The 7183-nt window shown below is 65.4% G+C and carries 6 protein-coding genes and 1 pseudogene; 4 read left to right on the forward strand and 3 right to left on the reverse strand.

Annotation, left to right across the window (positions count from 1 at the left end; translation table 11 throughout):
- Positions 1 to 277 precede the first annotated feature (277 nt).
- Positions 278 to 1048 carry a hypothetical protein gene (locus V7116_RS24760; RefSeq protein ID WP_324394677.1) on the reverse strand — a complete coding sequence of 257 codons (771 nt, stop codon included), beginning with the start codon at positions 1046 to 1048 and terminating at the stop codon, positions 278 to 280.
- Between the two features lie 177 nt (positions 1049 to 1225).
- Here V7116_RS24760 and V7116_RS24765 point away from each other — a divergent pair, with 177 nt between their 5' ends.
- From V7116_RS24765 to V7116_RS24775, 3 genes are read left to right on the forward strand one after another with little or no spacing between them, the layout of a single operon-like run.
- Positions 1226 to 1783 carry a hypothetical protein gene (locus V7116_RS24765; RefSeq protein ID WP_324394678.1) on the forward strand — a complete coding sequence of 186 codons (558 nt, stop codon included), beginning with the start codon at positions 1226 to 1228 and terminating at the stop codon, positions 1781 to 1783.
- 6 nt (positions 1784 to 1789) lie between these two features.
- Positions 1790 to 2752 carry a glycosyltransferase family 2 protein gene (locus V7116_RS24770; protein WP_324394679.1) on the forward strand — a complete coding sequence of 321 codons (963 nt, stop codon included), beginning with the start codon at positions 1790 to 1792 and terminating at the stop codon, positions 2750 to 2752.
- A gap of 53 nt (positions 2753 to 2805) precedes the next feature.
- Complete coding sequence (locus tag V7116_RS24775; RefSeq protein WP_324394680.1) at positions 2806 to 3972, forward strand: glycosyltransferase family 4 protein; 1167 nt, start codon at positions 2806 to 2808, stop codon at positions 3970 to 3972.
- A 91-nt stretch (positions 3973 to 4063) separates the two neighbouring features.
- On the opposite strand, the gene V7116_RS24780 is transcribed toward V7116_RS24775, so the two are convergent.
- Both V7116_RS24780 and V7116_RS24785 read right to left on the reverse strand, forming a co-directional pair.
- A complete protein-coding gene (locus tag V7116_RS24780; RefSeq protein ID WP_324394681.1) occupies positions 4064 to 5710 on the reverse strand; it encodes an MFS transporter in 1647 nt (548 codons plus the stop codon).
- A 67-nt stretch (positions 5711 to 5777) separates the two neighbouring features.
- The gene (locus V7116_RS24785) at positions 5778 to 6350 is read right to left on the reverse strand and encodes a TetR/AcrR family transcriptional regulator (RefSeq protein WP_324394682.1); all 573 of its coding nucleotides are present in this window, start codon (positions 6348 to 6350) and stop codon (positions 5778 to 5780) included.
- A 229-nt stretch (positions 6351 to 6579) separates the two neighbouring features.
- Between V7116_RS24785 and V7116_RS24790 the strand changes: the two are divergent.
- Positions 6580 to 7183: pseudogene (locus V7116_RS24790) on the forward strand (hypothetical protein); the annotation flags it as partial.

The following is a 7183-nucleotide window of genomic DNA, read 5'->3' on the forward strand; positions in this document are numbered from 1 at the left end:
TGGGTTGGAGAGGGGAGACAAGCAGCGCCCGATGGGGTTTTGTAGGGGCGGGTTTCTAACCCGCCCTGGTGTGCCGGATTTAAAAGTTAAAGCGCATCAATACGCCCCTACGTGTTTTTGGTGGGGAGATCCGCTCCCTGTGTCAGGGCAATTCGTGAATTGCCCCTACGGAATGCGTGTCATGGGAGAAAACGGGCGGGGCAAGCCCCGCCCCTACGGAACACGAATGTCATGCGTCACACGGTCATTTTCCCGCGCGGAGCGTGCGTGACTGTTTCTAGTACACGAAACGGCCCGGCCCCAGGCGTCCGCGCAGGAGGCCATCCGCGCGCACCCGCGCCGGAAGCCGCCAGCCGGGCAGCGTCTCGTTGACCAGCGAGGCGTAGCTTTCCGCGGCGCGATCACGCAGGACGCTCGCCTGATCGTCGCTCAAGCGCCCCCGCTCGACCGCCGTGTCGAGCCGGTCGGAGGTCGCCGCCAGCGCCGCCGCAATCACATCATCCGCCGAGGAGCCGTTCGCCGCCGCGAGATCCGCGAGCGTCTGGCCGTCATCGAGCGCCTGCCAGATCTCCAGGCGAGACAGGCCAGTTGCGTCCGCCGTGCTGGCGATCAACTGGTGGACGCCGCCCACGGCAACACGCACCCCGGCGCGCGGCCCCGCGTGGGTGAAGTACATCGCGCGATCGAGGGCATCCGGCAGGCGCGCCAGAAGCCGCTCGGCCTGCGACTCGGTCAGAGACCCATCCGCCGACGCCGCCGAAATCTCAGCCGAAACCTGAGCGGTGACGTCCGAAACAATCGCCTCCGGGTCCGCACCTCGCGCCTCTGCAACCTCCGCCAACGTCCGACCATCGTACACCTCCGCCCATACTTCATCGACCGAGAGGCCGGTCGCTTCCGCGACTGCCTGGAACACATCGTCCGAAAGCCGCTGCCGCGGCGTCTCCGCCGGGGTCGATCCCTGCGCGAACGCCGCGCCTGCCGCGCCACATGCCAGCGCCGTGCCCAGCACGAGCGCCCCGGCGCGCTTCATCCACTGCCCTATCATTGTCGCTCCTTCCAAGATCGCAGCAAGTGCCCCCCTTGGCGGGCGCAGCGCCGCATCATCGAGTCGTATGGAACCAGTCTCATGCAGAATTGTAATGTGGGTATGAACGGGGTACGGAGGATCTGTAAATTGCTGGTAAAATGAGGCTAGACCGCGTATCACAGGGCAGGACGGTCTATGATGGGACAACGGCCCTTCTGGCTGCGAGAGCTTGGCCCAACCTTCGACGTGGCGGCGCACGTTCAGCCACCGAATACGGTCGAAGCGCTGGCACTGTGGTTCGGCTTTTCGCCGGACGAGCTGGCGCTCAACCAGGAGGGACAGTTGAGCGTGCGGCAGAAGCAGACCGTGAGGTTTCAAGGCGTTCGCATCATCATCGTGGGCAGCGTGCTGATCCTGCTGGACATGCTGCTGGCGGCGGCCATCGCGCCGACCGTGCCGCCATCCGAAAGACCGGCCCTGGTCGCCCTGCTGGTCCTGATCGTGGCGCTGATGGTCATCGTGGGGCGCGCCTCGACCGAGATCCTGAAGCCGCGCGTCCATCTGATCGAGGGGCCGCTGCACGCCACAGGCACCGCACGCAACCCGCGTCTGCGCGTGGAGAATCACATTCTGATCGTCAGCTACCGGCGCTGGCTGCGGTGGAAGGGGCTAGACAGGCCGGAGCGCCAGCGGTACCGGATTTACTATGCAGGCCGCACGCTGTTGAGCGTCGAGCCGTGGAACGGACCTTAAACCCGCATGGATCTTTCGATCGTCATCGTAAGCTGGAACGTCGCAGAGTTGTTGGCGGACTGCCTGGACAGCATCGCCGCCGCGCCGGTCGTGCGCGTGGGGCCTGACGGCGCGAAACACGGCGATACCGGGCCGCGCGTGGAAGTGATCGTGGTCGATTCGGCCAGCGGGGACGGCACGCCCGCGCTGATCCGCGAGCGGTTCCCGTGGGTACGCCTGTTTGCAGAGACGGAGAACGTCGGCTTCACGCGCGGGAACAACCTCGCGCTGGCCGCCGCGCAGGGACGCGCCCTGCTGCTGCTCAACCCCGATACGCTGGTGCACGGCGACGCGCTGAACCGCCTCGTGAATTACCTGGACGAGCATCCAGCAGTCGGGCTGGTGGGGCCGCGCGTGCTCAACGCGGACGGCACCACGCAATCTACGCGCCGCCGCTTCCCGACGCTGCTCACGGGCATCTTCGAAAGCACGTGGCTGCAAGGCTACGCGCCGCGCCGCGTGCTCGACCGGTTTTACGTCGCAGACCAGCCCGACGAGGGCACGTTTGACGTGGACTGGATGCAGGGCTGCGCGCTGATGGCCCGCCGCGCCGTGTACGAGCAGATCGGCGGGCTGGACGAGCGCTACGTGATGTTCAGCGAGGAACTGGACTGGTGCCGCCGCGCCAAAGACGCGGGCTGGCGGATCGTGTACGTGGGGGACGCGACGATCACGCATTACGGCGGCAAGAGCACCGAGCAGATCCCGACCAACAAACACATTTATTTCCAGCAAAGCAAGCTGCGCTACTACCGCAAGTTCCACGGGCGGCTGGCGGCGCTTGCCCTGCGCGCGTTCTTGTTGTTAAGCTACGCACTGCAAATCGCGCAGGAAGGCGGCAAGGCGCTGTTAGGCTCGCGCCGGGCGATGCGCCGCGAGCGAATCGCCACCTATCGCCGGGTGATCCGCGCGCTGGCGACCTTCAACTAAGCGGGTAATAACCGGGGGCAGGCTCCCTGCTGCCGACAACCGAAAGAGACCGTATGCGAATCGGGCAGATTACGGGCGAGTACCCGCCCATGCAGGGCGGCGTAGGCGCGTTTACGCAGGAACTCAGCCGCGCGCTGGCCGCACAGGGACACGAGATCTTCATCTTCACCGACTATCGCGCCACCCCGCTCCAGAGCAACGGCACGATCAAGGTGACCGCCGACGCACACAGTTGGCGCTGGAGCACGCTGGGGCGCATCCGGCACTGGGCCGCCGCACACCAGCTCGACGTGGTAAACATCCAGTACCAGGCCGCCGCGTACAACATGTCGGCGTTCGTGCACGTGCTGCCGATGCGGCTGGACGGCGTGGCGGTGGTCACCACGTTTCACGACCTGCTGGTGCCGTATCTGTTCCCGAAGGCCGGGCCGCTGCGCTATCAGGCCGTGCTGACGCTGGCGCGCAGCAGCGACGGCGTGATCGTCACCAACCCGGTGGACGAGGAACGGCTGGCCTCAAGCAGCACGGCGCAGCAGCTTCAGCACATCCCGATCGGCTCGAACATCGCCCCCGCCCCGCCGGGCGGGTACAACCGCGACTTGTGGCGCGCGTCGAACGGCTTCCAGCCCAGCGACATCGTGGTGGGCTACTTCGGCTTTCTGAACGCCAGCAAGGGCATCGACACGCTGCTGCAAGGGATCAAGATCGCGCGCGGCAACGGGCTGCCGGTCAAGCTGCTGATGATCGGCGGGCGGACCGGGACGAGCGACCCCACGAACATCGTGTTTGCGCGCGAGATCGACGAGTTGATCGATAAGCTGGATTTGGGCGATCACGTGCACTGGACCGGGTTCGTGGACAACGAACAGGTCAGCGGGCATCTGCTGGCGGTCGATATGGTGGCGCTGCCCTACCGCGACGGCGTATCGTTCCGGCGCGGGAGCCTGATGGCGGCGCTGGCGCACGGCTGTGCGATCATCACGACGCGGCCCGAATTCAACACGCCGGAACTGGAAGGCGACCGCGCCGCACGGCTGATCCCGCCGGATTCACCGACGGCGCTGGCCGTCGCGATCGAGGATCTGGCCGAAAACCCGCACCTGTGCGCGCAAATGAGCACCAGCGCGCGCGGTCTGGCGGCGCAGTTTACGTGGGACAGCATCGCCACGCGCACCGCGAGCTTTTTCGAGATGCTGCTGGCGACGAAACAAACGTCCTGAGCATACAACCCGGCTGCACGGGGCCCCGAAAGCAAAGCAGGCAGCCTTCACCTGTGCTGCCTGCCTCTTCCACCGCTCTACTCCTGCAGGGTCAGTTCTGAGGAGCCACCACAGACGGATGCTCGCTCGCGGCCAGGGCGAGTTCGGCGTTGGATGCACCCTCCTCGGCGGGGCGCTGGACCCTGCTCGGCAGCACGAACAGGGCGAACAGCGACGTCAGGGCCATCACGATCGATCCGACGATCATCGCGTCGTTCATCCCGACGACGAATCCCCGGTTCGCCGTGTCGAGGATCGTGCGGCTGGCCGATTCGAGCAGCCCGTCGGGGATGGGCAGGCTGACGCCGGCCAGCATCCGGTGGGCCACTACGTGCGCCGCCTGGACGCTGTCGGAAATGACGTCGAACATGGCGGCGGGAAGCTGGGGCAGCGCCTCGTGCAGCGTCTCGACTTCCTCCAGGTAGCGATCGTTCATGATCGTGCCCAGCACCGCCACGCCCAGCGCGCCGCCAAGCATGCGCGTGGTATCGTTCATGGCCGACCCAACGCCCGCTTTGGCGACCGGCACGGCTCCCATGATCGAGTCGGTGGCGGGACTCATCGTCAGTCCCATGCCCGTCGCCAGCGTGACGATGCCGACCACGATGGTGCCGTACGACGTGCCGATTTCGTACTGCCGCCCCATGTAGTACAGTCCCGACGCCGCGATCAGCAGCCCCACCGCCACAATCGCCTTGACGCCGAACCGGTGCGCAAGCCGCGCCGACAGCGCCGACGTCACCGCCATGGTGAGCGCCAGCGGCAGCAGCCGGATACCCGCTTCGAGCGCCGTGAAACCGAGCACCGTTTGCAGGTATTGGCTGATGAAAAAGACCGACCCGAACAGGCTGAACATGGCAAACATCAACGCCATGCTCGCCCCGGTAAACGACATGTTCTTGAAGAACTGGAGCGGCAGCATGGCGTTGGCGGCGTGACCCTCCCACCAGCCGAAAGCCGCCAGCAGCACGAACGCCAGCGCAAACGCGCCCAACACCGTGCTGCCCGTCCAGCCGTCGATCCCCGCCTCGATGATGCCGTACACCAGAGCAAACAGCCCCGCGATCGACAGCAGCACGCCGGGAATGTCCGGGCGCGGCGCGTGGTCGTCTTTGGAGTCGGCCAGGACCCAGGCGTCCCCGATGATCGCTACGGTCACGACCGGCAGATTCAGGTAAAACACGGCGCTCCATTCGTAGTGCTCAAGCAGCCAGCCGCCCACCAGCGGCCCGATGCCGATCCCCAGGCCGAACGTCGCCGCCCAGAGCGCAATCGCCTGCGGGCGCTCCTTCGGCGGGAAGGTGGCGCTGATGATGGACAGCGTGGCGGGCATGATCATCGCGCCGCCGATGCCCAGAAAAGCGCGCGTGGCGATCAGCATCTCGGTGGACGTCGAGCGCGCCGCTACAAACGAACCGATCCCGAACAACGCCAGCCCCCATTGGAGCGCCTTTTTGCGCCCGACACGGTCGCCAATCGATCCCATCGTCAGCAGCAGCGCCGCAAAGACGAGCACGTAGGCATCCACGATCCACTGCAATTCGCTGGTAGACGAGCCAAGATCGTTCGAGATCGAGGGCAGCGCGACGTTCAACACCGTGTTGTCCAGGCTGATCACCAACAGCGAGATTCCCACAAACAACAGACCGATCCAGCGCCGGGAATAGCCCGGAACCGTCTCAAACCCTTCGGTGACCACCTCAAATTCGTCCTTCCTGGGCGCTACTTTAGTGAGCGCTCACTCAGTAAGATAGGCAAAAAAAGAGCTAGCGACCGGCGACAATGCCCGCCGCCAGCCGCTCGACAAAATGCAGCGAGGGCAGATCCACCAGAGATTGTATGTCCAGGCTGAAGAAGAACTGCCCATAGCCGAACATAGCCGACATCACAAGCCACGCGATCTGATCGGCTTCGACGCGGTCGTCCACGAAGCGCGCGATCTGATCGGTCACGCCGTTATGAATCGTCATAAACCGCTGCTGGATCTGCCCACGTTCGGCTTCCGTCAGGCGCGGCATCTCGGCCAGAATCCAGCGCCACCGCTCCATTTTGGCCGGGGCGAGCTGAACCATCATCAGGCCAAAGCGCAAAATGGCATCGTGGAGGGACGTGCCCTGAGCCATCTCGTCCAATGCGCCCTTCAGGTCCGGGATGTAGCTATCGAACACGGCGTTCAGCAGCTCCCGCTTGCCGCCCTTGAAGTGGTAATAGAGCGCGGCTTCGGCGCAGCCCACTTTTTCGGCGATCTCGCGTACGGTCGTCGCCGAATAGCCCTGCTGGGTGAAGAGGTCCGCTGCGGCTGCGATGATGTCGTCCCGCCGGTTTGTCTTTTCGACCATGATGTACTCCATACTGAGTGAGCGCTCACTACCAATGCCAGTATAGGCCCAAGATGCCGCACCTGTCAAGTGCCCGGCGACGTACGGCGCGCGTAGGACGAGCGGCGCAGACAAATCCGCCCGCCTATGCCATAATGAAAATCAGCGTTCCGCCTGAGGCTGCCGCTGTGCACGCGCTCACCGGCGGGCTACAATTGCCTGAGATCCGCCGCACCCAATAAGTGATTCTATGGCCGATATTGCTCCAATCCCTGCCCTATCCTCCCGTCGCGCGCGGCGCGCACCCGACGCGCTGGCCGTGCTGGCGCTGGTCGCGCTGTGGGGCCTGTATTTCTGGCGCATCCTGACGCCGCAGGCGCAAGACGCCGTTTCGCTGACCGAGGGCGATTTTTCGGGACAGTTCGTCGCGTTCTTCGGCTATCAGGTCGAGCGGCTGAGCGAGGGCGACGTGCCGCTGTGGAACCCCTATAACTACGCGGGGCACCCGTTTGTGGCGGATACGCAGTCGGCGGTGTTTTACCCGCCGCGCCTGCTGACCGTGGCGGCGGTCGAAATCGGCGGCGACAGGTCGGCGGGGGCGCTGTACACGGCGCTGCAACTGGAAATGGCGCTGCACGTGCTGCTCGGCACGCTGCTGATGTACGCCTTCGTGCGGCGGCTGGCCGCGCGGGATCTGGGCGCGCCGCCGGTCGCGGCGGTGACGGGCGGGCTGGTCGCCGCGCTGACGTTCGGCTACGGCGGGTTCCTCAGCGGCTACCCGCAGCTCCAACTGGCGATCCTGGAAGCGGGGATCTGGCTGCCGCTGCTGCTGCTGGCGATTTTGGAAGCCACAC

It is taken from the genome of Aggregatilinea sp., from assembly GCF_036822615.1.
In the GTDB taxonomy this organism is placed as follows: Bacteria; Chloroflexota; Anaerolineae; order Aggregatilineales; family Aggregatilineaceae; genus Aggregatilinea.